Here is a 24,130-nt window from a genome sequence, read left to right on the forward strand (position 1 = left end):
CCCAGGGCGACCAAAAAGACTATGATACACGCTATTTTATATTAAATAACCGTTGTTAGCCGCCGGCTGCGGCGCGTCGCCACCGGCGGCGCCCGCCGTCTCGTCCGCACAGCGTTTTTCTCTCGGCTTTTAGGCAGGAAACATCATGACAGGAAACGAAAATAACCTGATTTGGATCGATTTGGAGATGACCGGGTTGGATCCCGAGCGTGACCGCATTATCGAAATCGCCACGCTGGTCACCGACGCCAACCTGAACATCCTGGCGGAAGGGCCGGTGATCGCCGTGCACCAATCCGACGAGCAGCTGGCCTTGATGGACGAGTGGAATGTGCGCACCCATACCGGTAGCGGGCTGGTGGAGCGGGTGAAAGCCAGCCGCCAGGACGATCGCGCCGCCGAGCTGGAAACGATAGCCTTCCTGCAGCAGTGGGTGCCGGCCGGCAAATCGCCGATCTGCGGCAACAGCGTGGGCCAGGACCGCCGTTTCCTGTTTCGCTACATGCCGGAGCTGGAGGCTTACTTCCATTACCGCTATCTGGACGTCAGCACCTTGAAGGAACTGGCGCGCCGTTGGAAGCCGGAAATTCTCGCCGGCTTTAAGAAGCAGGGCACCCATCAGGCGCTGGACGACATCCGCGAATCGGTGGCCGAACTGGCTTATTACCGCGAACATTTCATTCAGCTTTAAGGCGATGGCGGCCCCTCTGGGGAAAAAACGCCGTTTTTAGCCGCTTAATTCGCCAATCTGGCGCTTTAATCGGCAATCAAACAAAAAACGCGTTTTTTTGCTTTCAGGGGCTTGCGGCAAAAAGGATTTCTCGTATAATGCGCACCCCGTACCGATGAAGAATTTCGTAACGTTCCACCATCGATACGCCGGGCGGGAATAGCTCAGTTGGTAGAGCACGACCTTGCCAAGGTCGGGGTCGCGAGTTCGAGTCTCGTTTCCCGCTCCAAATTCAACAATGTCGCGATGCGGCATGATGAATAAATAAAGCAGTATCAAGCAGTACCTATGCGACGCGGGAATAGCTCAGTTGGTAGAGCGCAACCTTGCCAAGGTTGAGGTCGCGAGTTCGAGCCTCGTTTCCCGCTCCAAAAATTCAAAGGTCACGCCAGTGTTTGGTGACCGGATGCCAAAAGCATCTCAATGCGGGAATAGCTCAGTTGGTAGAGCACGACCTTGCCAAGGTCGGGGTCGCGAGTTCGAGTCTCGTTTCCCGCTCCAATTTTCTCTTCGTTTCAAACTCAAATCCAACGCCTTATTCGGCGGGGATTTTTGTCCCGTTTTACACGCCTGGTAAAAATGTTGTAAACAGAGTTATCCACAGCCTCTGTACATAAACCCGCCTGCCTGAAAAATCAACGTCATACAAATTAAATATTTATTTATTTGATTTATAAGCTTATTTATTTATCCCAAAACGTTATACCGATCACTTGCTCTTTTTGTTGCAGTTGAAAGACAACGTGTTTTTATTTTTATGCACAAATCCACAGAGTGAGACATCCGGTGAGATGGCCGCGCGGCGCACGCCGTCAGGCGTCCCTCGGCAAACCTTTTTCCACAGCCCGTATCAGCCGTTTTTTCTGCGCCGTCTGCACCTCGATGCCCTGCGCCTCGCGGCGGGCAAGCTGTTGCGCCAGCGCCCAGTGGATATGTTCGTCCAGCATGGCGTCCTGGCCCAGGCGCGTGCGCAGCGCGAGCACAATGCCGTCCTCGTAGGGCGCATTGCCCAGCGCCACGGCGATATTGCGCAGCCAGCGCAGGTGGCCGATGCGGCGTATTGCCGAGCCTTCGGTGATGCGCAGGAATTTTTCCTCCGTCCAGTTGAACAGATCGATCAGCTGCGGTGCATGCAGCGCGGCGCGTGGGCTGAAATCGTCTTCGTCGGTGAGCTGCGAAAAGCGGTTCCACGGGCAGATCAGCTGGCAGTCGTCGCAGCCGTAGATGCGGTTGCCGAGCAGCGGCCGGAATTCCTCCGGGATCGCGCCTTCCAGCTCGATGGTCAGGTAGGAGATGCAGCGCCGGGCGTCTACGGTATAGGGGGCGACGATGGCACCGGTCGGGCAGGTGGTGATGCAGGCGACGCAGCGGCCGCACTGCTCTTCCTGCGGCTTATCCACCGGCAGCGGCAGGTCGATCAGCAACTCGCCGAGGAAAAACCACGACCCGGCTTCGCGGTTGAGAATTAGTGAGTGTTTACCAACCCAGCCGATGCCTGCCTTGGCGGCCAGCGCGCGCTCCATCACCGGCGCGGAATCGACAAAGGGGCGGAAATTCAACTCGCCGCAGTAGGCCTGGATCTGATCGCCCAGCTTTTTCAGGCGCTGGCGCAACAGTTTGTGATAGTCGCGCCCCAGCGCGTAGCGGCTGACGTAACCCAGCTGCGGATTTTGCAAGGTGCTGGCAAACGCCGCCTTGGCCGGCAGGTAGTTCATGCGTACGCTGATCACCCGCAGCGTGCCCGGCAACAGTTCGTGAGGGCGCGCGCGCAGCATGCCGTGGCGCGCCATCCATTCCATCTCGCCGTGGTACTGCTTGTCGAGCCAGGCCTGCAGCTTCGGCTCTTCGAGGCTTAGGTCGGTATCGCAGATGCCAACCTGTTGGAATCCTAGCGATTGCCCCCATTGCTTGATATGTTGGGCGAGTTGATGGAAATCGAGGGGGTGCGTCATGACGGGCCACAGTGAAAAAGCATACGCTGACAGTTTACCACACTCTGTCTGGCCTGCGGATTGGATCCGTCGCTCGGAACCCGCGGCGGCGGCCTCGCTCGGTATTTCTCTTTACGATTTGATGCAGCGCGCCGGTCAGGCGGCCTACGCATTGGCGCGCAACGCGTACCCCTCCCGCGACCACTGGCTGGTGCTGTGCGGCCACGGCAACAACGGCGGCGACGGCTATGTGGTGGCGCGCCTGGCGAAGGCGGCGGGCCTGCAGGTGACGCTGATCGCCTGCGAAGGCGCACGGCCTTTGCCGCCGGAAGCCGCAGCGGCCCGTCAGGCCTGGCTGGCCGCCGGCGGTGATATTCTGCCGGCGAACAGCCGCTGGCCGGCGTCCGTCTCTCTCATTATCGACGGCCTGTTAGGCACTGGCCTTGGCAGTGCGCCGCGTGCGCCTTACGACGCGCTGATCGAGGCCGCCAACCGCCATTCGGCGCCGGTGGTCGCGCTCGATATCCCGTCCGGCCTGCTGGCGGAAAGCGGCGCGGTGCCGGGTGCGGTCGTGCGTGCCGCGCATACCGTCACGTTCATCGGCCTCAAACCGGGATTGCTGACCGGCCAGGCGCGCGACTGGGTCGGGCAACTTCATCAGAATGCGCTAGGCTTATCGGGTTGGCTGGCGAAGCAACCGGAACAGATTCAGCGGCTTACCGCCGAGGCGTTGCCGCGCTGGCTGCATCCGCGCCGCCCCTGCGCCCATAAGGGCGAGCATGGCCGCCTGCTGTTGGTGGGCGGCGACCGCGGATTCGGCGGCGCCATTCGCATGGCGGCGGAAGCGGCGCTGCGCAGCGGGGCGGGATTGGTGCGAGTGCTTACTCACATTGAACACGTTGCACCGCTGCTGGCGGCCAGGCCGGAGCTGATGGCGCAGGCGTTGGACGAGGCGACGCTGCGGCAGGCGATGCAATGGGCGGATGTGCTGGTGATTGGCCCGGGGCTGGGCCAGGCTGAATGGGGAAAAAACGCCTTGAACATGCTGCAAACCAGCGATAAACCGGCCTTGTGGGACGCCGATGCGCTGAACTTGCTGGCATTAAATCCCGAGAAACGGCAGAATCGCGTGATGACCCCGCATCCTGGAGAGGCGGCGCGGCTGTTGAGCTGCAGCACTGCCGACATCGAGAGTGATCGCTTACTTGCCGTGCGCAAGCTGACGGCGCGCTACGGCGGCGTGGCGGTGCTGAAAGGCGCCGGCACGCTGATCGCCGATGAGCAGGGGCAGATGGCGATCGCCGACGTCGGCAACGCCGGCATGGCCTCCGGCGGCATGGGCGATGTGCTGTCGGGCATCATCGGCGGTTTGCTGGCGCAAAAGCTCCCGCTGTATGATGCCGCCTGTGCGGGCTGCGTCGTACATGGCGCGGCCGGCGATCGCGTAGCGGAAAGACAAGGAACAAGAGGCATGTTGGCGACCGATTTACTGCCGGACATCCTTCATTTCGTTAACCCTGAGTGGGCAAAATAGACTTTATCGAATGAAAGAACTCGTTTTACCTCTGCCGGACGAGGCAGCGACTGTCGCTTTGGGCACCACTTTGGCCAAGGCCTGCGATCGCGCCAGCGTCATCTATCTCTACGGCGACCTGGGCGCCGGTAAAACCACCTTCAGCCGTGGTTTCCTGCAGGCGTTAGGGCATCAGGGCAACGTCAAAAGCCCGACCTACACGCTGGTGGAACCCTATGCCTTGCAGCCGCTGGCAGTGTATCACTTCGATCTGTATCGCCTGGCCGATCCTGAAGAGCTTGAATTCATGGGCATTCGCGATTACTTCGCGCAAGACGCCATCTGCCTGGTCGAATGGCCGCAACAGGGCACCGGCGTGCTGCCGGAGCCGGATCTGGCGCTGCATCTTTGCTATCAGGGCGAGGGGCGAGAGGCAAAGATCGAGGCGATTTCCACTTACGGCAGCCAGCTGTTAGACCGCATTCATGGATCACAGGGATGATGCCGCAATGACGCACGTGTTGAAAAAATTTGCGGTCATCATACTGATCGCTGTGCTGGGGCCGCTCGGCGCGCTGAACGCGCTGGCGGCGTCCTCGCTGTCCGATATCAAAGTGTCCAACGCCCAGCGTGAAGCGACGGTGTCGGTGAGCTTCAATGGCCCGCCGGACTACGCGTTTTTCCCGCTGCACGGCCCGGATCGCGTGGTGCTGGACGTTAACCAGAAGGGCAAGGTCGGCGGCCTGCCGCTCAATTTCAGCGGCCAAAACCTGGTGAAAAGCATTCGCTCCAGCGCGCCGAAAGACGCTCAGAGCGTGCGCCTGGTGTTTGATCTGACCCAGCGCGCCAAGACCCGCGTCTCCACCCGCCAGAACGGCAGCGTGCATACCGTGGTGTTCACCATTACGGCCGAAGGCAGTGCCAATACGGTGGTGCGCAAGGCGCCGGTGCAAACGCCTGCGCCGGTTGCGGTCAACCCACCACCGCGTCAGGCACCGGTCGCGGTGCGTGAAGCGCCGGAGCCGCCGCTGCGCAAAGCGCCGACGGGATCGAATCCCTTTACCAATAAACAGAGCGTCGTCGCAGGCACCGCCACCGAAGTCACGCCGCGCAGCAGCCGCGTTTCCGCCGGTTCCGGCGATCGGGTGGTGGTGGCGATCGACGCCGGCCACGGCGGCCAGGATCCGGGCGCCATTGGCCCGAGCGGGCTGAAAGAAAAGAATGTCACCATCGCCATTGCGCGCCGCCTGCAGGCGATGCTGGACGCCGATCCACAGTTCAAACCGGTGCTGACGCGTAACGGCGACTACTTCATCTCGGTGATGGGGCGCTCTGACGTTGCGCGCAAACAGGGCGCCAACGTGCTGGTCTCCATCCACGCCGACGCCGCGCCAAACCGCAGCGCCAGCGGGGCTTCCGTTTGGGTGCTGTCCAACCGCCGCGCCAACAGCGAAATGGCCGGTTGGCTCGAACAGCATGAGAAGCAGTCCGAGCTGCTCGGCGGCGCCGGCGATCTGCTGGCCAACAGCCAGGCCGACCCTTACCTGAGCCAGGCGGTGCTGGATCTGCAGTTCGGCCACTCGCAGCGCGTCGGGTACGACGTGGCGGTGAAAGTGCTGCAGCAGCTGCAGAGCGTCGGATCGCTGCACAAACGCCGGCCGGAACACGCCAGCCTGGGCGTGCTGCGCTCGCCGGATATTCCCTCGCTGCTGGTGGAAACCGGATTTATCAGTAATAGCACGGAGGAGCGGCTGCTGGGCAGTAGCGCGTATCAGGAGAAGATTGCCAAGGCCATTCATAATGGCCTGCGCAGCTACTTCCTGGCGCATCCGCTGCAAGCCGACCCAAAGGTGGAAAACCGACCGCTGGACGTCGCAGCGGCGGTTAACACCTCAACACCAGACGTGCGCCAGCCTGAGCCTATCGTCAGCTCGGCCGGCGCGAGCCGCAGCGTAAGCGGCAAGACCCAGATCCACGTGGTGAAGCGGGCGGAAACGCTGTCCGGCATCGCCGACAGCTACGGCACCACCATGGCGGCGCTGCGGGATCTGAACAAACTGAAAAAAGACGGCGTGTGGGTGGGGCAACGCCTGAAGGTGCCGGCGGGGAAAACCGCCGCCGTCACTACCGTCGCCAAGGCGAAAACGCCGGCCAAGAAGCCGTCTAAACATAAAGTGGCCCGCGGGGATACGCTCTCCTCCATCGCTTCTCGCTACGGGGTCAGCGTCGGCGATCTGAAACGGGTCAATAATCTGAAGTCGGACGTCGCGCCGCTGGATCGGACGCTGACTATTCCGCAGGCCTAGCGCCATCGCTACAGGAGTCAGCATGCCTATCCAGGTGTTACCGCCACAGCTTGCCAACCAGATCGCCGCCGGAGAGGTGGTTGAACGCCCCGCGTCGGTCGTCAAGGAGCTGGTGGAAAACTGCCTGGACGCCGGGGCGACGCGCATCGATATCGATATTGAACGCGGCGGCGCCAAGCTTATCCGCATTCGCGACAACGGCTGCGGCATCGGCAAGGACGATCTGGCACTGGCGCTGGCGCGGCACGCCACCAGTAAAATCAGCACGCTCGACGACCTGGAGGCGATCGTCAGCCTCGGTTTTCGCGGCGAAGCGCTGGCCAGTATCAGCTCGGTTTCCCGTTTGACCCTGACGTCGCGCACCGCCGACCAGAGCGAGGCGTGGCAAGCCTATGCCGAAGGGCGCGAGCAGGCGGTGACGGTCAAACCCGCCGCGCACCCGGTCGGCAGCACGCTGGAAGTGCTGGATCTGTTTTACAACACCCCGGCGCGCCGCAAGTTCATGCGCACCGAGAAAACCGAATTCGGCCATATCGACGAAGTGGTACGGCGCATCGCGCTGGCGCGTTTCGATGTGGCGATCAACCTCAGCCACAACGGCAAACTGATCCGCCAATACCGGGCGGCGAAAGAAGAGAGCCAGCACGAGCGCCGTTTGGGCAGCATCTGCGGTCCGGCGTTTTTGCAGCATGCGCTGAACATCGACTGGCAACACGGCGATCTGAGCATCCGCGGCTGGGTGGCGGATCCGGCCGGGGCGCGCCAGCTGGGTGAAATGCAGTACTGCTACGTCAACTGCCGCATGATGCGCGATCGCTTGATCAATCACGCCATTCGTCAGGCCTATCAGGATCAGCTGAAGGACGATCAGCAGCCCGCTTACGTGCTGTATCTGGAGGTCGATCCGCACCAGGTGGACGTCAACGTTCATCCCGCCAAGCACGAGGTGCGTTTCCATCAGGCGCGGCTGGTGCACGATTTTATCTACCAGGCGGTAACCACCGTGCTGCAGCAGGCCGGTCAGACGCCGCCGCTGCCGCTGGCGGAAACGCCTGACGAAGCGCCTGCGCCGGTCTGGCAGCCGGAAAACCGCGTCGCCGCCGGCGGCAACCATTTTTCTCAGCCTGCGCCGCGTCGCGAAACGCCACCACCGGCCGGCGTCGCCCGCGAGCGCGCACCGCAGCCGGGTTGGCAAACGGCGGGTGGTTACCAGAAACGCGAAGGCGAGCTGTACGGTAAACTGATGCAGCCCGCCGCCGAGCCGCAGGCCGATGCAGCGCCGGAAGTTTCGAGCAAGCCGCCGCTGTTCCCGCCGGCGAAAGCCGCAGCGGAAACGCCGTTAGCGAGCGGCCAGCACAGTTTTGGCCGGGTGCTGATGATTCACCCGCCGTGCTACGCGTTGATTGAACAGCGCCAGCAGCCGGCGTTGCTCAATCTGACGGTGGCCGAGCGCTGGCTGCGCCAGGCGCAGCTCAACCCGCCGACGGAAGGGTTGCGGCCGCAGCCGCTGCTGATCCCTGTCAAGCTGACGTTGGACAAGCGCGAAGTGGCGGCCATCGCGCGGCATCAGGCGCTGCTGACGATGATGGGGCTGGATCTGCAGGCGGATCACGGCCGTGTGACGCTGCGCGCAGTGCCTTTACCATTACGCCAACAAAATTTACAAAAACTGATACCCGAACTGTTAGGCTATCTGGCCGAACATCAGGAGATGTCGCCCGCGGTGCTGGCCACCTGGCTCGCTCGCCGCCTTGGCAGCGAACATGAGCAGTGGAACACCTCGCAAGCGATACAATTGCTGACCGACGTTGAACGACTTTGCCCGCAGCTGGTCAAATCGCCACCGAGCGGACTTTTACAACCCGTTGATTTACAGGCTGCACTGGCGGCCCTCAAGCATGACTGAAACTGAAATGACACCACGTCCCCCGGCTATTTTCATCATGGGGCCGACCGCCTCGGGCAAGACCGCGCTGGCGATCGCGCTGCGCGAACGCCTGCCGGTGGAACTGATCAGCGTCGATTCCGCGCTGATTTATCGCGGCATGGATATCGGCACCGCCAAGCCGAGCGCCGAAGAATTGGCGCAGGCGCCGCATCGGCTGATCGATATTCGCGATCCCGCCGAAGCTTACTCGGCCGCGGAGTTCCGCGCCGACGCGCTGAAGGAGATGGCCGACATCACCGCCGCCGGGCGCATTCCGCTGCTGGTCGGCGGCACCATGTTGTATTTCAAGGCGTTGTTGGAAGGATTGTCGCCGCTGCCGTCCGCCGATCCCGCGGTGCGCGAGCGCATCGAACGGCAAGCGGCGGAGCAGGGCTGGGAGGCGCTGCACCGTCAGTTACAGGCGATCGATCCGGTCGCGGCATTGAGAATTCATCCGAATGATCCGCAGAGACTGTCCAGAGCACTGGAAGTTTTTTTTATTTCGGGTAAAACTTTAACGGAACTGACTAAAATTTCGGGTGAATCGTTACCGTATCAAGTTCACCAATTTGCGATAGCGCCGACCAGCCGTGAGTTGATCCATCAACGCATCGAGCTGCGGTACCATCAAATGTTGGCGGCGGGTTTTGAGACGGAAGCGCGTGCACTTTTCGCACGGGGTGATTTGCATACGGACTTGCCCTCCATTCGCTGTGTCGGTTACCGCCAGATGTGGTCATACTTTTCTGGTGAAATTAGTTACGATGAGATGGTTTATCGTGGTATTTGCGCAACACGTCAGTTGGCTAAACGCCAGATGACCTGGTTACGGGGTTGGGAGTCGGTCCATTGGTTGGACAGTGAAAAGCCGGGAGAGGCTTTGGACTCGGTGATACAGGTTGTTAGTGCATAGGTTGGGTGATTGTGTACAATTGCTGAGTATTCAGCGCGCAAATTTTTTACGTCGTTTATTTTAGAGCCGACAGGTTCTTAGTTACAAACAACAAGCAAATAAGGAAAAGATAGAATGGCTAAGGGGCAATCTTTGCAAGATCCGTTCCTGAACGCATTGCGTCGTGAACGTGTTCCGGTTTCTATTTATTTGGTGAATGGTATTAAGCTGCAAGGCCAGATTGAGTCTTTTGACCAGTTTGTCATCCTGTTGAAGAACACGGTTAGCCAGATGGTGTACAAGCACGCTATCTCTACCGTTGTCCCGTCACGTCCGGTTTCGCATCACAGCAACAACCCGAGCGGCGGTTCAAGCAACTATCACCATGGCAACAATCCGTCTGCGCAGCAACAGCCGCAGCAGGAAAGCGATGACGCTGAATAAAGCGCGTTGCAAGTCAACCATGACGGGGAGCATAAGCAGCCGCGGGCTGTTTATGTCCCCCAAACTCACGGTGAGTGTCCGTTTGAGAGGTTGCACGCTTGTTTGACCGTTATGAAGCCGGTGAGCAGGCCGTGCTGGTTCATATCTATTTCTCGCAAGACAAAGATACGGAAGACCTCAACGAGTTCGAATCGTTGGTTTCCTCAGCCGGTGTCGAAGCTTTGCAAGTGGTGACTGGTAGCCGCAAAGCCCCGCATCCGAAGTACTTTGTCGGCGAAGGAAAGGCCGAAGAAATTGCAGATGCGGTGAAAGCCAGCGGCGCGTCTGTTGTCCTGTTTGATCATTCCCTTTCCCCGGCGCAGGAAAGAAACCTTGAGCGCCTGTGCGAATGCCGGGTGATCGATCGTACCGGGCTGATTTTAGACATCTTCGCCCAGCGTGCCCGCACCCATGAAGGTAAGCTGCAGGTGGAGCTGGCGCAGTTGCGTCACATCGCCACGCGTCTGGTACGCGGCTGGACGCACCTGGAGCGGCAAAAAGGGGGGATTGGCCTGCGCGGGCCGGGGGAAACCCAGCTTGAGACCGACCGTCGCCTGTTACGCGATCGCATCAGCTTGATTCTGCGCCGCCTGGAGCGGGTAGAAAAGCAGCGTGAACAAGGCCGACGCGCGCGGACCCGCGCCGATGTGCCGACCGTATCGCTGGTGGGCTACACCAACGCCGGCAAATCCACCCTGTTTAACCGAATAACGTCTGCCGAGGTGTATGCGGCGGACCAGCTATTTGCCACCCTGGATCCTACGTTGCGGCGCATTGACGTGCCGGACGTGGGGGATACCGTGTTGGCGGATACCGTAGGCTTTATCCGGCACCTGCCGCACGATCTGGTGGCCGCCTTCAAGGCGACGCTGCAGGAAACGCGCCAGGCATCTCTGCTGCTGCACGTCATCGATGCCGCAGATCCGCGCGTCGATGAGAACATCGAAGCGGTGAACACCGTGTTGGCGGAGATAGACTCGGATGAAATCCCTACACTGTTAGTGATGAACAAAATAGATATGCTGGACGATTTTGTGCCGCGTATCGACCGCAACGACGAAAACCTGCCGATCCGGGTGTGGCTGTCCGCCGCCAGCGGAGAGGGTATTCCGTTGCTGTATCAGGCGTTGACGGAGCGCTTATCGGGGGAGATCGCGCATTACGAATTGCGCTTACCGCCACGGGCAGGCCGTCTTCGCAGCCGTTTTTACCAGCTTCAGGCGATTGAAAAAGAGTGGAACGAAGAGGACGGCAGCATTGGCGTGGTGGTGCGAATGCCGATCGTCGAATGGCGTCGTCTCTGCAAGCAAGAACAGGACCTGATTGACTTTATCGTATGATCATATCCTGTTACATTTATGCTTCGCGAAAGCCTGAAGTACCCAATCACAGAATATGGAGCTAAAACATGGCGTGGAATCAGCCCGGTAATAACGGACAGGACCGCGACCCGTGGGGGAGCAGCAATAACAATGGCGGCAACTCTGGCGGTAACAACAAAGGCGGTCGTGATCAAGGGCCACCTGATTTGGACGATATCTTCCGTAAACTGAGCAAGAAATTGAGCGGTTTTGGCGGGGGCAAAGGCTCCAACAGCAATAGTGGCGGCACCGGCACCTCTGGTCCGGGCTTCAGCGGCCGCATTATCGGTATCGCGGCGGTGGCCGTGGTGGTGATCTGGGCCGCCAGCGGCTTCTACACCATCAAGGAAGCCGAGCGCGGCGTCGTGACGCGTTTCGGCAAGTTCAGCCACCTGGTGCAGCCGGGCCTGAACTGGAAGCCGACCTTCATCGACGACGTGCGTCCGGTGAACGTGGAATCCGTGCGCGAGCTGGCGGCGTCCGGCGTGATGCTGACCTCCGATGAAAACGTGGTGCGCGTGGAAATGAACGTGCAGTACCGCGTGACCAACCCGGAAGCGTACCTGTTCAGCGTCGTCAATGCCGACGACAGCCTGAGCCAGGCGACCGACAGCGCCCTGCGCGGCGTGATCGGCAAATACTCGATGGACCGCATCCTGACCGAAGGCCGTACCGTGGTGCGTAACGATACGCAGCGCATGCTGGAAGAGACCATTCGTCCTTACAACATGGGCATCACGCTGCTGGACGTCAACTTCCAGGCGGCGCGTCCGCCGGAAGAGGTGAAGGCGTCGTTCGACGATGCGATCGCCGCGCGTGAAAACGAGCAGCAATACATCCGTGAAGCGGAAGCTTACGCCAACGAAGTTCAGCCGCGTGCGAACGGCCAGGCGCAGCGTCTGCTGGAAGATTCCAAGGCTTATAAAGACCGTACCATCCTGGAAGCGCAGGGTGAGGTGGCGCGCTTTGCCAAACTGTTGCCGGAATACAAGTCCGCTCCGCAGATCACCCGCGAGCGTCTGTATATCGAAACCATGGAAAAAGTGCTGGGCCATACCCGTAAGGTGTTGGTGAGCGACAAAGGCAACAACCTGATGGTGCTGCCGCTGGATCAGATGCTGCGCGGTCAAGGCGCGGCGCCGGAGAGCGGCAACAAGGATACCAGCCTGATTCGCCTCAATCCGAATCCTGCGCCGGCTGCCAACAGCAGCACTCCGCGTACCAGCGGCGGTTCGATTATGGATCAGCGCCGGGCGAATGCGCAGCGTGACGACACCACTCGCGTAGGGAGAGAGTAATCAATGCGTAAGTCTTTTGTAGTTATTGTCCTCGCGGTGCTGGTGGTGCTGTACGCTTCGCTGTTCGTGGTGCAGGAAGGCCAGCGCGGCATCGTGCTGCGCTTCGGCAAGGTTCTGCGCGACGGCGAAAACAAGCCGCTGGTGTATGCGCCGGGTCTGCACCTCAAGATCCCGTTCATCGAGACCGTGAAGAACCTGGATGCGCGCATCCAGACCATGGACAACCAGGCCGATCGCTTCGTGACCAGCGAGAAGAAAGACCTGATCGTCGATTCCTATCTGAAGTGGCGCATCAGCGACTTCAGCCGTTACTATCTGGCGACCGGCGGCGGCGACGTCTCCCAGGCCGAAGTGCTGCTGAAGCGTAAGTTCAGCGACCGTCTGCGTTCCGAAATCGGCCGCCTGGACGTGAAAGACATCGTGACCGACTCGCGCGGCAAGCTGATGTCCGACGTGCGTGACGCGCTGAACACCGGCACCGTGGGTGACGGCGAAGAAGTGGCGACCACCGAAGCCGATGACGCTATCGCCTCTGCGGCGGCGCGCGTTGAGCGGGAAACCACCGGCAAACAGCCGCAGGTGAACCCGAACAGCATGGCGGCGCTGGGCATCGAAGTGATCGACGTGCGTATCAAGCAGATCAACCTGCCGGCGGAAGTGTCCGACGCTATCTATCAGCGTATGCGCGCCGAGCGTGAAGCGGTAGCCCGTCGTCTGCGCTCGCAGGGCCAGGAAGAAGCCGAGAAGCTGCGCGCCAGCGCGGACTACGAAGTGACCCGTACCCTGGCGGAAGCCGAGCGTCAGGCGCGTATCACCCGCGGTGAAGGCGATGCCGAAGCGGCCAAGCTGTTCGCCAACGCGTTCAGCCAGGATCCGGACTTCTATGCCTTTATCCGCAGCCTGCGTGCCTATGAAGCCAGCTTCAAGGACAACCAGGACGTGCTGGTACTGAGCCCGGACAGCGATTTCTTCCGCTACATGAAGTCGCCTGATACCCTGCGCAAGTAAGCGCGGCAGGCAATCTGATCGAGGGCCCGTTTACGCGGGCCCTTTCTCGTTTTTGGGGGATGCATGAACTCAACGATTTGGCTGGCGCTCGGGCTGGTTCTGGTGCTGGAAGGATTAGGGCCGATGCTGTTTCCGCAGGCCTGGCGCAAAATGATTGTGGCGATGTCGCAATTGCCGGACGCGACGCTGCGGCGATTTGGCGGTGGAATAGTGGTTGCGGGCTGCGTGATCTACTACATGTTGAGCGGCCGCACGGGTCTTTAAAGTCTAGCCCAAAATTTATGCAATCGTATGCTAAAAGTGCTGAAAATCGAAAATTACGGTGGTAGAATCCATTTTTAAGCAATCGGTGATTTTGAAAAATGGGTAAGAACGTCGTCGTACTGGGCACCCAATGGGGTGACGAAGGTAAAGGCAAGGTTGTAGACCTGCTGACTGAACGGGCTCAATATGTTGTGCGCTACCAAGGTGGCCATAACGCTGGCCACACTCTGGTAATCAACGGTGAAAAAACCGTCCTTCATTTAATTCCTTCAGGTATTCTGCGTGAAAACGTCACCAGCATCATCGGCAACGGTGTTGTTCTGGCGCCGGACGCATTGATGAAAGAAATGGGTGAACTCGAAGCGCGTGGCATCCCGGTACGCGAACGTCTGTTACTCTCTGAAGCTTGCCCGCTGATCCTGCCTTACCACGTCGCGTTGGACAACGCGCGTGAGAAAGCGCGCGGCGCGAAAGCGATCGGCACCACCGGTCGCGGTATCGGCCCGGCTTACGAAGATAAAGTGGCTCGTCGCGGCCTGCGCGTCAGCGACCTGTTCAACAAAGAAACCTTCGCCGTTAAGCTCAAAGAGATCGTCGATTACCACAACTTCCAGCTGGTCAACTACTACAAAGTTGAAGCCGTCGATTATCAGGCGACGCTGGACTACGTGCTGTCTATCGCCGACATCCTGACCGCCATGGTGGTTGACGTTTCCGAACTGCTGGACGGCGCGCGCAAGCGTGGCGACCTGATCATGTTCGAAGGCGCTCAGGGCACCCTGCTGGATATCGACCACGGTACTTACCCGTACGTCACCTCTTCCAACACCACTGCCGGCGGCGTGGCTACCGGTTCCGGCATCGGCCCGCGTTATGTGGACTACGTGCTGGGCATCGTGAAAGCCTACTCCACTCGCGTGGGTGCAGGCCCGTTCCCAACCGAACTGTTCGATGAAACCGGCGAGTACCTGTGCAAGCAGGGTAACGAGTTCGGCGCCACCACCGGCCGTCGTCGTCGTACCGGCTGGCTGGACGCGGTAGCGGTGCGTCGCGCCGTGCAGATCAACTCCCTGTCCGGCTTCTGCCTGACCAAACTGGACGTCCTGGACGGCCTGAAAGAAGTGAAGATCTGCGTGGGTTACCGCATGCCGGACGGCCGTGAAGTGGATACCACTCCGCTGGCGGCTGAAGGCTGGGAAGGCATTGAGCCTATCTACGAAACCATGCCGGGCTGGAGCGAAACCACCTTTGGCGTGAAAGAGCACAGCAAGCTGCCTCAGGCCGCGCTGAACTACATCAAGCGCATCGAAGAAGTGACCGGCGTACCGGTAGATATCATCTCTACCGGCCCGGATCGCAGCGAAACCATGATCCTGCGCGACCCGTTCGACGCATAATCAGGCTTTGCGGCATTAAACAAACCGGGCGCGTCCCGGTTTGTTTTTATCCTGACTCCCTCCGATTGCGGTTTCACGTCAAAAAATCCTTTCATAAACCCGCCTTAGGGCGCGGGATTCGCTAAATAATTAGCGACGAACTCTCCGGCTGGTTTATTATCCAATGAGTAATCTTTTGAATAGCGCCGAAAAGCGGCGTATCAGACGGGTAAAACGATACCCAGAGGTAAGATGTGCAGTTAACAAGTTTTACTGATTATGGCCTGCGGGCGTTGATCTACATGGCCTCGTTGCCGCAGGACAAGATGACCAGTATCTCGGAAGTGACCGAGGTTTACGGCGTGTCTCGCAACCATATGGTGAAGATCATCAATCAGTTGAGCCGGGTCGGTTTTGTCACGGCGGTGCGCGGCAAGCATGGCGGCATCCGTTTGGGCAAACCGGCCGAGAGCATTCGCCTCGGCGACGTGGTGCGGGCGCTGGAGCCGCTTGCGCTGGTTAACTGCAGCAGCGAGTTTTGCCACATCACCCCTGCCTGCCGACTGAAGCAGGTGCTCCAACAGGGCGTACAGAATTTCCTTGAAGAGCTGGATAAGCATACGTTGGCCGATATGGTCGAAGACAATCCGCCGCTCTACAAGCTATTGCTTGTCGAATAAAACGACGTTGAGAAGACAAGGCTCAACGTCATCCTGCTGATGACAACGGAGGAACCGCAATGTCACAAGATCCATTCCTGGAACGAGAAGCAGAAAAATACGAATCCCCCATCCCCAGTCGTGAATATATCCTGGCCCATTTGGCGAAACGTGAAACGCCGGCCAGCCGCGAAGAACTGGGCAACGAACTGGGCCTCAGCGGTGAAGAGCAGCTGGAAGCGCTGCGCCGCCGCCTGCGCGCCATGGAGCGCGATGGCCAGCTGGTGTTTACCCGCCGCCAGTGCTACGCGCTGCCGGAACGTCTGGATCTGCTGCGCGGCACGGTGATCGGCCACCGCGACGGCTACGGCTTCCTGCGCGTGGAAGGCAGCAAAGACGATCTGTACCTGTCTGCCGAACAGATGAAAATGGCGATCCACGGTGACGTGGTGCTGGCGCAGGCCTTGGGCGCGGATCGCAAAGGGCGCCGCGAAGCGCGCATCGTGCGCGTGCTGGTGCCGAAAACCAGCCAGATTGTCGGCCGCTTCTTCATGGATGCCGGCACCGGCTTCGTGGTGCCGGATGACAGCCGTCTGAGCTTCGATATTCTGATCCCGGCGGACAGCGTCAGCGGCGCGCGCATGGGCTTTATGGTGGTGGTGGAGCTGACGCAGCGTCCGACCCGTCGCACCAAGGCGGTCGGCAAGATCGTCGAGATCCTCGGCGACAAGATGGGCACCAGCATGGCGGTGGACATCGCGCTGCGCACCCATGAGATCCCGCATACCTGGCCGCCGCAGGTGGAAAAGCAGGTGGCCGATCTCAGTGAGCAGGTGCCGGAAGCGGCCAAGAAGGGCCGCGTCGATCTGCGCAAGCTGCCGTTGGTCACCATCGACGGTGAAGACGCACGCGACTTCGATGACGCCGTGTACTGCGAGAAAAAACGTGGCGGCGGCTGGCGCCTGTGGGTCGCGATCGCCGACGTCAGTTACTACGTGCGCCCGCGCACCGCGCTGGACGATGAAGCGCGCAGCCGCGGCAACTCGGTATACTTCCCGTCGCAGGTGATCCCGATGCTGCCGGAAGTGCTGTCCAACGGGCTGTGCTCCCTGAACCCACAGGTCGATCGCCTGTGCATGGTGTGCGAGATGACCATCTCCGCCCAAGGGCGCCTGTCCACGGCCAAGTTCTACGAAGCGGTGATGAGCTCGCACGCTCGCCTGACCTATAACAAGGTGTGGCACATTCTGCAGGGCGATCAGGAGCTGCGCGAGCACTACCATCCGCTGGTCAAGCACCTGGAAGAGCTGCACGCGATGTATAAAGTGCTGGATAAGGCGCGCGCCGAGCGCGGCGGCATCGCGTTTGAAACCGAAGAAGCCAAATTCATCTTCAACGCCGAACGCCGCATTGAGCGCGTGGAGCCGACGGTGCGCAACGACGCCCACAAGCTGATCGAAGAGTGCATGATTATGGCCAACGTGGCGGCCGCGCGCTTTGTCGAGAAACGCAACGAGCCGGCGCTGTACCGCGTGCACGATCGTCCGAGTGACGACCACATATCCGCGCTGCGCAGCGTGCTGAGCGAGCTGGGGCTGACGCTGGGCGGCGGCAACAAGCCGCAGCCGAAGGACTATGCGGTGCTGATGGATGAAGTGTCCGAGCGCCCTGACCACGAAATGCTGCAAACCATGTTGCTGCGTTCGATGAAGCAGGCGATTTACGATCCGGAAAACCGCGGCCACTTCGGCCTGGCGCTGGCGTCTTACGGCCACTTCACCTCGCCGATCCGCCGTTATCCGGATCTGGCGCTGCACCGCGCGATCAAATATCAGCTGGCCAAAGAACACGGCGAGCCGAAAGAGCGCTGGACGCCGACCGGCGGCTGGCACAGCGAATTCGAAGAGATGCTGCAGCTGGGCGAACACTGCTCGATGACCGAGCGCCGCGCGGACGAAGCGACGCGCAACGTCGCCGACTGGCTGAAGTGCGACTTCATGCAGGATCACGTCGGTGAAGTGTTCAGTGGCATCATCTCCAGCGTGACCGGCTTCGGCTTCTTCGTGCGCCTGAACGATCTGTTCATCGACGGGCTGGTGCACGTATCAACGCTGGATAATGATTACTATCGCTACGATAATATCGGCCAGCGCCTGATCGGCGAGTCTTCCGGCACGGTCTATCGCCTGGGAGATACAGTGGAGATCCGCGTGGACGCGGTGCACATGGACGAGCGCAAGATCGACTTCGCGCTGGTGTCCAGCACCCGCAAAGCGCGCGGTGAAGGCAAAACCGAACGCGATCGCGCCAAGAAGGGCGGCCAGCGCACGCTGCGCGACAACGGTAGCGCGGGGCGCGGCAAGCGCCGCGGCGGCAAACCGCCGGCCAACTTCGAACCGGACAGCGCCTTCCGCAAGCAGGATGACGCCAAACCCGCGGACAACGTGAAGAAGGCGAAGAAGAAAGCCAAGAAAGCGTCCGACAAAACGCGGAAAATCGCGGCGGCGACCAAAGCCAAACGCGCAGCCAAGAAGAAAGGTGCCGAGCAGGCTTAACCTGCCGCACATCGTTACCATCGGCCGGTTATCGCCGGCCGCACGAATTTAAAAGAGCATCATGAGCGAAATTATTTACGGCATTCACGCCGTCAAAGCCCTGTTAGAGCGCGATCCGCAACGCTTCCTGGAAGTGTTTATCCTGAAAGGCCGTGAAGATCGCCGCCTGCAACCGCTGATCGCCGAGCTGGAAGCGACCGGCATCGTGATCCAGGTGGCGAGCCGCCAGTGGCTGGATGACAAGGTTGAAGGCGCGGTGCACCAGGGGATCATCGCCCGGGTGCGCGAAGGGCGTCAGTATCAGGAGAACGATCTGCCGGGCCTGTTGGAGAGCGTGGAAACGCCATTCCTGCTGGTGCTGGACGGCGTGACCGACCCGCATAACCTCGGCGCCTGCCTGCGCAGCGCCGACGCTGCCGGCGTGCATGCGGTGATCGTGCCGCGCGACCGTTCCGCCCAGCTGAACGCCACCGCCAAGAAAGTGGCCTGCGGCGCCGCCGAGAGCGTGCCGCTGATCCGCGTGACCAACCTGGCGCGCACGCTGCGCCTGCTGCAGGAAATGAACGTCTGGGTGGTGGGTACCGCCGGCGAAGCCGACCATACGCTGTATCAGAGCAAAATGACCGGCCCGATGGCGCTGGTGATGGGCGCGGAAGGCGAAGGCATGCGTCGTCTGACCCGCGAACACTGCGACGAGCTGATCAGCATCCCGATGGCCGGTACCGTCTCTTCGCTGAACGTGTCGGTCGCCACCGGCATCTGCCTGTTCGAAGCGGTGCGTCAGCGCGGCTGATCCTCCTGACGGGGGCCCTGAGCCCCCGTTAATTCCCCCTCTTGTGATCCCGCTTTCGGCAGAAATCTCTGCGCCGACCATACTTACTCCTGACGCTTTTCTCAGGGAGCACTCTCATGGTCTGGACTACGCACACCGTTTTTAACCAACCCAAGCCGCTGGGCAACAGCAACCTGTTTCTCTCCGATACGCCGCTGCGCGAAGCGTTGCAGCGCGAGCAGGGCGGCTGGGACGCCGAGGTATTGGCTTCGCTGGGCCAGCAGCTCGGCACCCAGGAGTCGCTGGAGCTGGGCCGCCTGGCCAACGCCAATCCGCCGGAGCTGCTGCGCTACGACGCCACCGGCCAGCGGTTGGACGACGTTCGCTTTCACCCCGCCTGGCATATCCTGATGCAGGGGCTGATCGCCAACCGGGTGCACAACCTGCCCTGGCAGGAGGATGCGCGCATCGGTTCCTTCGTGGCGCGCGCCGCGCGCTTTATGCTGCATGCGCAGGTTGAGGCCGGTACGCTGTGCCCGGTGACCATGACCTTCGGCGCTACGCCGCTGTTGCTGCAGGCGTTGCCGGCCGAGTTTCGCTCCTGGTTGACGCCGCTGCTGTCGGATCGTTATGACGCTCATCTGCTGCCGGGCGGGCAAAAGCGCGGCCTGCTGATCGGCATGGGCATGACGGAGAAGCAGGGCGGCTCCGACGTTTTGAGCAATACCACTACCGCCGCGCCGCTCGGCGCGCGCGGGCCGGGTGAAGCCTACCGGCTGGTGGGGCACAAGTGGTTCTTCTCGGTACCGCAGAGCGATGCGCACCTGGTGCTGGCGCAGGCCGAAGGCGGGTTGTCCTGTTTCTTCCTGCCGCGCATTTTGCCGGACGGCAGCCGCAACGCCATTCGCCTGGAGCGGTTGAAAGACAAACTGGGCAACCGCTCCAACGCCAGCAGCGAAGTGGAGTTTCAGGACGCCACCGCCTGGCTGTTGGGGGATGAGGGTGACGGCGTGCGGCATATCCTGAAGATGGGCGGCCTGACCCGTTTCGACTGCTCGCTCGGCAGCCACGGCCTGATGCGCCGCGGGCTGTCGGTGGCGCTGTATCATGCGCTGCAGCGGCAGGCGTTCGGCAAGCTCCTGATCGAACAACCGCTGATGCGCCAGGTTTTGGCGCGCATGGCGCTGCGGCTGGAAGGGCATACCGCGTTGCTGTTCCGGCTGGCCCGCGCCTGGGAAAGCCGCAGCAATGAGGGCGAGCTGATCTACAGCCGCCTGCTGACCCCGGCGGCGAAATACAGCATCTGTCGCCAGGGCATGCCGTTCATCGCCGAGGCAATGGAGGTGCTGGGCGGTATCGGCTACTGCGAAGAGAGCGAGCTGCCGCGCCTGTATCGCGAGATGCCGGTCAACAGCATCTGGGAAGGTTCCGGCAACATCATGTGTCTGGACGTGTTGCGCAGCCTGCACAAGCTGCCGGGCGCGCTCGAAATGCTGCAGTTCGAGCTGCAGCCGGTGCGCGGCCAGAATCGCTTGTTCGATCACGCCTGGCGGCAGTGGCAGCAGCGTGCGCGGCAACCGCGTGAAGAGATGGGGCGGCTGCTGACCCAGCAGCTGTTCGACCTGTGCTGTGCCGCGCAGCTGCTGCAGCACGCCAGCCCGCAGATAGCCGACGCCTGGTGCCACCTGACGCTGGATCACCGCGGCGAGAGCCTGCTGTCGGCCGGGGTGTGCGAACTGCTGCTCAACCGCGCTATCGGCGGTTAGGGAAAAGGGTGGCGCGCGGCGGCGAAAACCTTTTTAATTCAGCCTCACTCTGACAGGAAAATGCACATGGATATTCTCAGCGCGTTGGCGGCATTCGCCTCTTATTTCTTCAGCGGTTTCGCCATGATTTTGGTGTTTCTGTTCGTCTATACCCGCATCACTCCGCACGACGAATGGGCGCTGATCAAGGCCGATAATCAATCCGCCGCCTTTGCTTTCATCGGCGCTTGCCTGGGGTATGTGATCCCGTTGGCCAGCGCGGCGATCAACTCGATCAGCCTGCTGGATTACCTGCTGTGGGGCGTAGTGGCGCTGGTGGTGCAACTGCTGCTGTTCGCGGCCGTGAAGATCTACATGCCGCGCATCAGCGACAAGATCGAAGCGAACCACCTGGCCGCCGGGATTTTCCTGGGGGGCGTCTCCGTCAGCGGCGGCGTGTTGAATGCGGCTTGCATGAGCTACTAAAGGTATAAGATTGCCGAGGCGCGCCAGCCAAGCGGGTGCGCCTGTTCTTCCATCCGCAGGATGCGGTAATAGCTGGCGCCGTGTTGGCCGGCGGTGCGAGCGATGGCCTGCTCCGCCTCCTGCGGTGAACCGGGCAGATCGTTAAAGGTGATCTCGGCGATTTCACTGAGCGGCGTCACGCGATCGGCGGGCGCCAGCTCGGCGGACTGTGCGCCGGTGCTGAGCAGCCCTACTGAAAGCAGGAGGGAGGTGAGTGCGGTGGAGCGTTTCATGGCGTTCCCCTTCGTCAGATCCTGAATCGCATCCGCAACATGCGGCATGCTGTCCGACAGTGTGCAACACCCTACTTCAGCCTGTGCAAAGCCAGTGTAAATCTGCTTAAAAAACCCCCGCCTTACCGATACAGAATCGCCTGGGAATACCATTGGCCCGGCACGATGGTTTCGCTGTTCATGATGATCACGTAATACCGGGCGCCGGCGGCGGTGGCCTTGCGCTGGATCTCCGCTTCCACGTCCATCGGGCTGCCGCGCACCACGGCGGTGACGGTACCTATCTTCACCAGCTCGGCGGTCTGCGCGCGGACGATCTCCTGCGCCTGTGCGGTGGGCGGTGGCGGCGGCTTCGGCGTGGTGGTCATGATGCCGCAGGCGGAAAGCTGTGCGGCCAGCGTCAGGGCGATGAGTGTGCGGACAAGCGTCATGGTGACCTCGAAAGAGCCGGTACGATGGCTTCAGTGTAACGCAATATAAGCTGGAACAGATTGAGCTAACGCTGGCTGGCGCAAGTTTGTCATGATGAATGCCAACAGGTGAGTTGAGGATGAACGGATGATTGAAATTCATGACGAGCGGGCGGGCGATATTGCGGTGATCCATGCGGTCCCCGCAGGGCACTATCACCGGCCTTTGCCGACGGTGTTCTTCTGTCATGGCTATACCTCGTCGAAAGAGGTGTACGCGTACTTCGCCTATGCGCTGGCGCGCGCCGGTTTTCGGGTGGTATTGCCGGATGCCGATCGGCACGGCGAGCGGTTCGACGGCGATGAGGCGCGGCGTCTGGCCACGTTTTGGGAGATCCTGCGCAGCAATATCGACGAGCTGCCGCAGATCAAGGCGCATTTCGAGCGGCTCGGCCTGATTGCCGACGGGCGTATCGGCGTCGCCGGCGCCTCTATGGGGGGCATGACCGCGCTTGGCGCCTTCGCGCGCTTCCCGTGGATCCGGGCGGCCGTCAGCCTGATGGGTTCCGGCTATTACCGTGCGCTGGCGCAAACGCTGTTTCCGCCGTTGGGCGAAGAGGGCGAGGCCCTCTCGCCGGCGGCGTTTACGGCGCGCACCGCCGTGCTGGCGGAGTATGAGCTGGAAGGGCGCTTGGCGGCGATCGCCGGGCGGCCGCTGCTGCTGTGGCACGGCGAGACGGACGACGTGGTGCCGGCGGCGGACAGCCTGCGTTTGGCGGCTGAACTGCGGCAGCAAGGCGCGGACGGCCGTTTGACGTCGCTTATCGAACCGGGGGTGAAGCACCGAATCACGCCGCTGGCGCTGTCCGCCACGGCCGACTTCTTCCGCCGCGAGCTGTAATGCTCCGCCGGGCACGATGCCTGGAATTGCACCGCTCTGTGCCTGCTGTTTCGGCCATCGTTTGGCCGAATGAAGGGGAGAATGTCAGCGTGAATTCTTTCAGGGCAACAAGGAGCAGAGGGCATGATAAAAAGCATCGGCAGTACGGCCGGTTTAATGGGAACGATGAAAGCGCGCGCTGAGCTTAACTCAGCGGCCTTCAGCGAGATGTTGGGGGCCGCCGACGGCAAGGCGCGGCAAAACCAGGCGAATCCGCTGTCGCGCATCACCGCGCAGACGGTGCATAACATGACGGCGCTGTTTGCCTCCGCGCCGAAAGCGGCAGCCACTCACGCCGCAGCGGCCGATACGCTCTCGTTCGAGCAGCGGGCGACCCTGACGGGCAGCGCCGAGCTGTTGCAAACGCGGACAAATTATCTGCAGATGGCGCTGCAATTACATAATCCGGGCAAGGCGTTCAGCATGCCGGTGCTGCTCAAACTCTGATGAGGGAAGCGGAGCGCCCAACGGGCGGCGCTCCGGTACGGACTGAACGGGCTTTCTGATGAAGCCCTGGGGATTTCCCTGGCGTGGCGTGCGTTTTTAGCGGTACAGCTCGGCGCTGACGTGCATCGTGCTGTTGTCGCCCGGTTCGTGCAGGGCGATGATGCGATAAGAGCTTGCGCCGCGTTGATCGGCGATTTTGCTGACCTGGCTGCTGGCGTCATCCGGCGAAACCACGTTCTGGTTCAGGGTGACGAAGCCGACGCTCTGGCGTTGATCGGCCTGGTGCGAGGTGATCTCCGTTGCGGCCATTAGGTTGGCGGAAAACAGGGCGGCCAGCGCCGTTGCGAGAATGATGCGTTTCATAGTGCCTCTCTTAACCCTTTGCCGTTACGGCCTGACAGCGAATGTCGCTGCGGCAAAAAGTCATTTATCTGCATTGAATAACCTGAAATCTCTTTCGTCGCGCTGTCTGCGGCGGATATGGTTAATTTTAGTCCGTTGTGGCGGATTAAAAAGCGGGGGCTTTTGATGACCTCTTTCAAAAAAAGTGAAATAGATTTGTGACTCAGCGCTGATTTCATTGAAAGATTTTTGAAACCGATGGATCGGCGTACATAGGTTCTCCCACGAGCAAATCGTGCTATTTCCCATAGCGCCTCGCATTAACGCGAATAAAACCCACGCAGTCCTTGAGTTTCCCGCCCTGCGTCAGTATGATTACGCGTCATTTTTCAGCCGCACACTAAACACGTTCC

24 protein-coding genes and 3 tRNA genes are annotated in these 24,130 nt (G+C 60.8%); 22 read left to right on the forward strand and 5 right to left on the reverse strand.

Annotation, left to right across the window (positions count from 1 at the left end; all coding sequences use genetic code 11):
- The first annotated feature begins 145 nt into the window (after window positions 1-145).
- The 4 genes from orn (at window position 146) to C3F38_RS04010 (ending at window position 1,231) form a co-directional block, all read left to right on the forward strand.
- A complete protein-coding gene (gene orn / locus C3F38_RS03995) occupies window positions 146-691 on the forward strand; it encodes an oligoribonuclease (protein WP_033636776.1) in 546 nt (181 codons plus the stop codon).
- Window positions 692-883: 192 nt separating this feature from the next.
- Window positions 884-959: transfer RNA gene (locus C3F38_RS04000), tRNA-Gly, on the forward strand.
- 66 nt (window positions 960-1,025) lie between these two features.
- Window positions 1,026-1,101: transfer RNA gene (locus C3F38_RS04005), tRNA-Gly, on the forward strand.
- Between the two features lie 54 nt (window positions 1,102-1,155).
- Window positions 1,156-1,231: transfer RNA gene (locus C3F38_RS04010), tRNA-Gly, on the forward strand.
- A gap of 311 nt (window positions 1,232-1,542) precedes the next feature.
- Here C3F38_RS04010 and queG read toward each other — a convergent pair.
- A complete protein-coding gene (gene queG, locus C3F38_RS04015) occupies window positions 1,543-2,682 on the reverse strand; it encodes a tRNA epoxyqueuosine(34) reductase QueG (protein WP_047729298.1) in 1,140 nt (379 codons plus the stop codon).
- Here queG and nnr point away from each other — a divergent pair.
- The 16 genes from nnr (at window position 2,681) to C3F38_RS04095 (ending at window position 21,306) form a co-directional block, all read left to right on the forward strand.
- On the forward strand, window positions 2,681-4,195 hold the full coding sequence (gene nnr / locus C3F38_RS04020; RefSeq protein WP_055311882.1) for a bifunctional ADP-dependent NAD(P)H-hydrate dehydratase/NAD(P)H-hydrate epimerase: 1,515 nt from the start codon (window positions 2,681-2,683) through the stop codon (window positions 4,193-4,195). The two genes, queG and nnr, sit on opposite strands and share 2 nt — an antisense overlap.
- Before the next feature lie 10 nt (window positions 4,196-4,205).
- Window positions 4,206-4,676, forward strand: coding sequence for a tRNA (adenosine(37)-N6)-threonylcarbamoyltransferase complex ATPase subunit type 1 TsaE (gene tsaE / locus C3F38_RS04025; protein WP_038879220.1), 471 nt, complete (start codon window positions 4,206-4,208; stop codon window positions 4,674-4,676).
- A 7-nt stretch (window positions 4,677-4,683) separates the two neighbouring features.
- Window positions 4,684-6,480 (forward strand): N-acetylmuramoyl-L-alanine amidase AmiB, encoded by a 1,797-nt coding sequence (gene amiB, locus C3F38_RS04030; RefSeq protein WP_038879218.1) that lies wholly within the window; start codon window positions 4,684-4,686, stop codon window positions 6,478-6,480.
- A gap of 22 nt (window positions 6,481-6,502) precedes the next feature.
- Window positions 6,503-8,386: a DNA mismatch repair endonuclease MutL gene (gene mutL / locus C3F38_RS04035; RefSeq protein WP_055311883.1), complete on the forward strand. Its 1,884-nt coding sequence runs from the start codon at window positions 6,503-6,505 to the stop codon at window positions 8,384-8,386.
- Window positions 8,379-9,320 carry a tRNA (adenosine(37)-N6)-dimethylallyltransferase MiaA gene (miaA, locus tag C3F38_RS04040; protein WP_055317302.1) on the forward strand — a complete coding sequence of 314 codons (942 nt, stop codon included), beginning with the start codon at window positions 8,379-8,381 and terminating at the stop codon, window positions 9,318-9,320. The genes mutL and miaA overlap by 8 nt, the downstream gene beginning before the upstream one ends.
- 114 nt (window positions 9,321-9,434) lie before the next feature.
- Window positions 9,435-9,743: an RNA chaperone Hfq gene (hfq, locus tag C3F38_RS04045; RefSeq protein WP_004933678.1), complete on the forward strand. Its 309-nt coding sequence runs from the start codon at window positions 9,435-9,437 to the stop codon at window positions 9,741-9,743.
- Window positions 9,744-9,841: 98 nt separating this feature from the next.
- Complete coding sequence (hflX, locus tag C3F38_RS04050; protein ID WP_004933675.1) at window positions 9,842-11,122, forward strand: ribosome rescue GTPase HflX; 1,281 nt, start codon at window positions 9,842-9,844, stop codon at window positions 11,120-11,122.
- 68 nt (window positions 11,123-11,190) lie between these two features.
- Entirely contained in the window at window positions 11,191-12,441 is a 1,251-nt protein-coding gene (gene hflK / locus C3F38_RS04055; RefSeq protein ID WP_038879209.1) for an FtsH protease activity modulator HflK, read from the forward strand.
- Between the two features lie 3 nt (window positions 12,442-12,444).
- The gene (gene hflC / locus C3F38_RS04060; RefSeq protein WP_004933669.1) at window positions 12,445-13,449 is read left to right on the forward strand and encodes a protease modulator HflC; all 1,005 of its coding nucleotides are present in this window, start codon (window positions 12,445-12,447) and stop codon (window positions 13,447-13,449) included.
- A gap of 63 nt (window positions 13,450-13,512) precedes the next feature.
- Window positions 13,513-13,713, forward strand: coding sequence for a DUF2065 domain-containing protein (locus tag C3F38_RS04065; protein WP_004933666.1), 201 nt, complete (start codon window positions 13,513-13,515; stop codon window positions 13,711-13,713).
- 98 nt (window positions 13,714-13,811) lie between these two features.
- Window positions 13,812-15,110: an adenylosuccinate synthase gene (locus tag C3F38_RS04070; protein WP_033648701.1), complete on the forward strand. Its 1,299-nt coding sequence runs from the start codon at window positions 13,812-13,814 to the stop codon at window positions 15,108-15,110.
- Window positions 15,111-15,343: 233 nt separating this feature from the next.
- A complete protein-coding gene (gene nsrR, locus C3F38_RS04075; protein WP_015376391.1) occupies window positions 15,344-15,769 on the forward strand; it encodes a nitric oxide-sensing transcriptional repressor NsrR in 426 nt (141 codons plus the stop codon).
- 59 nt (window positions 15,770-15,828) lie between these two features.
- The gene (rnr, locus tag C3F38_RS04080; RefSeq protein WP_015376392.1) at window positions 15,829-18,303 is read left to right on the forward strand and encodes a ribonuclease R; all 2,475 of its coding nucleotides are present in this window, start codon (window positions 15,829-15,831) and stop codon (window positions 18,301-18,303) included.
- Window positions 18,304-18,364: 61 nt separating this feature from the next.
- Window positions 18,365-19,096, forward strand: a complete 732-nt coding sequence (gene rlmB / locus C3F38_RS04085; RefSeq protein WP_038879203.1) for a 23S rRNA (guanosine(2251)-2'-O)-methyltransferase RlmB — start codon at window positions 18,365-18,367, stop codon at window positions 19,094-19,096.
- Window positions 19,097-19,212: 116 nt separating this feature from the next.
- Entirely contained in the window at window positions 19,213-20,841 is a 1,629-nt protein-coding gene (locus C3F38_RS04090) for an isovaleryl-CoA dehydrogenase (RefSeq protein ID WP_047729284.1), read from the forward strand.
- 66 nt (window positions 20,842-20,907) lie between these two features.
- Complete coding sequence (locus C3F38_RS04095; RefSeq protein ID WP_015376394.1) at window positions 20,908-21,306, forward strand: DUF350 domain-containing protein; 399 nt, start codon at window positions 20,908-20,910, stop codon at window positions 21,304-21,306.
- On the opposite strand, the gene C3F38_RS04100 is transcribed toward C3F38_RS04095, so the two are convergent.
- Both C3F38_RS04100 and bsmA read right to left on the reverse strand, forming a co-directional pair.
- Window positions 21,303-21,578, reverse strand: a complete 276-nt coding sequence (locus tag C3F38_RS04100; protein WP_033638652.1) for a DUF1471 domain-containing protein — start codon at window positions 21,576-21,578, stop codon at window positions 21,303-21,305. The two genes, C3F38_RS04095 and C3F38_RS04100, sit on opposite strands and share 4 nt — an antisense overlap.
- 122 nt (window positions 21,579-21,700) lie before the next feature.
- Entirely contained in the window at window positions 21,701-22,009 is a 309-nt protein-coding gene (gene bsmA / locus C3F38_RS04105; protein ID WP_038879199.1) for a biofilm peroxide resistance protein BsmA, read from the reverse strand.
- Between the two features lie 127 nt (window positions 22,010-22,136).
- Here bsmA and yjfP point away from each other — a divergent pair, with 127 nt between their 5' ends.
- Complete coding sequence (gene yjfP / locus C3F38_RS04110; protein ID WP_038879196.1) at window positions 22,137-22,889, forward strand: esterase; 753 nt, start codon at window positions 22,137-22,139, stop codon at window positions 22,887-22,889.
- A 123-nt stretch (window positions 22,890-23,012) separates the two neighbouring features.
- Window positions 23,013-23,375, forward strand: coding sequence for a hypothetical protein (locus tag C3F38_RS04115; RefSeq protein ID WP_055311887.1), 363 nt, complete (start codon window positions 23,013-23,015; stop codon window positions 23,373-23,375).
- Between the two features lie 96 nt (window positions 23,376-23,471).
- Here C3F38_RS04115 and C3F38_RS04120 read toward each other — a convergent pair whose 3' ends face one another.
- On the reverse strand, window positions 23,472-23,738 hold the full coding sequence (locus C3F38_RS04120) for a DUF1471 domain-containing protein (RefSeq protein WP_038879189.1): 267 nt from the start codon (window positions 23,736-23,738) through the stop codon (window positions 23,472-23,474).
- On the reverse strand, window positions 23,735-23,956 hold the full coding sequence (locus C3F38_RS26100) for a hypothetical protein (protein ID WP_134267422.1): 222 nt from the start codon (window positions 23,954-23,956) through the stop codon (window positions 23,735-23,737). The genes C3F38_RS04120 and C3F38_RS26100 overlap by 4 nt, the downstream gene beginning before the upstream one ends.
- Window positions 23,957-24,130: the final 174 nt, after the last annotated feature.

Source organism: Serratia sp. SSNIH1 (assembly GCF_002935055.1).
Lineage (GTDB): Bacteria > Pseudomonadota > Gammaproteobacteria > Enterobacterales > Enterobacteriaceae > Serratia > Serratia nevei.